Origin of the sequence: Dyadobacter sp. LHD-138, assembly GCF_030929615.1 — a bacterium.
Classification (GTDB): Bacteria; Bacteroidota; Bacteroidia; order Cytophagales; family Spirosomataceae; genus Dyadobacter.
Map to the genome: position 1 here is coordinate 1 of NZ_JAVFVU010000094.1, position 2,299 is coordinate 2,299.

The 2,299-nt window shown below is 41.6% G+C and carries 5 protein-coding genes; all 5 read left to right on the forward strand.

The window, feature by feature from the left end; genetic code table 11:
- Positions 1-232 (forward strand): hypothetical protein (locus tag RB622_RS29975; protein ID WP_308050526.1); only part of this gene is annotated, 232 nt, incomplete at its 5' end.
- A 161-nt stretch (positions 233-393) separates the two neighbouring features.
- Complete coding sequence (locus tag RB622_RS29980) at positions 394-537, forward strand: transposase (RefSeq protein WP_308050527.1); 144 nt, start codon at positions 394-396, stop codon at positions 535-537.
- 12 nt (positions 538-549) lie between these two features.
- Complete coding sequence (locus tag RB622_RS29985; protein WP_255699441.1) at positions 550-675, forward strand: hypothetical protein; 126 nt, start codon at positions 550-552, stop codon at positions 673-675.
- A 17-nt stretch (positions 676-692) separates the two neighbouring features.
- Complete coding sequence (locus RB622_RS29990; protein WP_308050528.1) at positions 693-1,364, forward strand: IS3 family transposase; 672 nt, start codon at positions 693-695, stop codon at positions 1,362-1,364.
- A gap of 47 nt (positions 1,365-1,411) precedes the next feature.
- Positions 1,412-2,221 carry an IS256 family transposase gene (locus tag RB622_RS29995; protein ID WP_308050529.1) on the forward strand — a complete coding sequence of 270 codons (810 nt, stop codon included), beginning with the start codon at positions 1,412-1,414 and terminating at the stop codon, positions 2,219-2,221.
- Positions 2,222-2,299: the final 78 nt, after the last annotated feature.

Below are 2,299 nucleotides of genomic sequence, written 5' to 3' on the forward strand. Positions count from 1 at the left end.
GATTGCAAAAAGCCTGTTTGCTTATACCTTGCGTCTGCCACTGATCGTACAGATCACGCATTTTTTCTGTCTCATTTTTCATGAGGCAAGATTACCTGATATCCAGATCCGTTCAAATACGGTGTTTATCGGACGCATACTGTTCTCTGGTCGAATCGACGAACTCAACATACCGTTCCCCATACATCCTTCGTTCACTAATTGGGATTGGTTCATAAACCTTGTCCTTTAAAATTGTATGTGCATAGGTATCTCCATATCGGTGCAATAGTCTGCCAAGTTCCTGTAAATCTGAATCTTTGCTATTCAGAATAGCTACTGCTGTCAAGAATGTAGGCTTCCCTAAAAATAGGACAGTGAAAAATTAGACAAATTTTCTAATTTTTCACTGTTATGAAAGCAAAAACATTCACAGAATCACAGATTGTCAAAATCCTTAAATACCTGGATTCGGGCAAATTAGCGGCCGATGTTGCCCGCGAAAATGGCGTTTCAAAAGCTACCTTGTACAACTGGCACGGTCTACCGCTGCGGTAAAAAATATGGCGGATGGGAGCTTCTGAGCTGTCAGAATTGAAGGCTTTGAAAGAGGAAAATCGTCGTCTGAAACATATGTATGCAGAGCTGGCTCTGGATCACAGGCTTGCAAAAGAGATCATAGAAAAAAAGCTTTAAAGCCTGCTCAGAAGCGATTGATTGCTTCCTATATTTGTCAGGAAGCAGAATTTAGCATCGAGCGGGCATGTAGAGTTTTGCAAATTAGTAGGAGCGTTTTTTATTATAAAACGGTAAAAAATGACATTCCTGTAATTGATATGCTCAATGAGCTGACAGAGGCGCATCCAACAAGAGGTTTTGATTGGTACTATGGCAATTTGAGGAACAAAGGGCTGGTCTGGAATCGAAAGCGAGTGCTGCGAATCTATAGAACTATGAATCTCAAACTGAGACGTAAAAGGAAAAGACGCATTTTACTAAGACCCAAACAACCGTTGGAGGCCGCCAAAGCACTAAATGAAACCTGGAGCATGGATTTTCTCAGCGATGCATTGAGTAGCGGTAGACGTGTACGTATTTTGATTGTCATGGATGACGCCAATAGAGAAGTACTTGCGGCATATGCAGATTATTCAATTTGTGCTGAAAAAGTTATCCAGGTTTTGGAGCAGTTAGACCCGGAAAAGGGGCTGCCGCTATCAATAAGAACCGATAATGGACCGGAGTTCATCAGTAAAAAATTGGCTAAATGGTGCGAGAGAAATCACATTGTGCAAAAGTTTATTCAACCAGGCAAACCAATGCAGAATGGATACAATGAAAGGCTGAACAGAACATATCGCGAAGATGTGTCGGATGCATATTGAGACTGTAAAATGAACTCTGTCTAAAAGTTTTAACTTTAAGACAGAACATGGAAAAGACAGAATTCGAACAGATGCGCGACAAGGCGCTCGATCAGTTGCTGAAAGGCCAATCGTTGACTGGTAAGGATGGGGTTTTCGCTCCGTTACTTCAACAATTTTTGGAAAGTGCTCTTGAAGTAGAGATGAATACCCATCTCAGCGAACAAGAGCGCGAATCCGGTAATAAGCGTAACGGCAAAGGCAGCAAACGCTTAAAAACGATGTCTGGTGAAGTTATTTTGACTACACCAGCAGATAGAAAAAGCACGTTTGCACCCCAAATTGTTAAAAAACGCGAAACGGTGCTGGCTGACAACCTAGCTCCTCAAATCATTGGTCTTTATAGCAAAGGCATGAGTTTTAGGGATATATCGGATCATATACAGCAAATGTATGACGTTGAAATATCTCATGCCACGCTCTCTGAGATTACCGAACGCGTAATTCCTCAAGTAAAGGAATGGCAAAGCCGGCCACTAGAAAGCCTTTACACCATTGTATGGCTGGACGCCATGCACTACAAGGTAAGAGACGGTGGACGTGTCGTAACACGAGCTGTTTACAATGTGCTAGGCGTAAATCGAGATGGCTATAAAGATCTGATTGGGATGTATATATCTGAAAGTGAGGGAGCTAATTTCTGGCTTTCCGTTCTTACTGATCTTAAATCCAGAGGAGTAAAAGATATTTTAATAGCTTGTACCGACAATCTTACTGGCTTTTCCGAGGCAATATTGGCATCTTTTCCAGACTCGGAAATCCAGAGCTGCATCATTCATCGCCGGAATTCTAAGGTCAAAACAAATTTTGGCATATAATTTTTTTAAGAAATCTCAATTTTAGCTTCGTAAGAGCTCCACATTTTTCTCACAACCCCTCCATGGTAATTGAGAGGG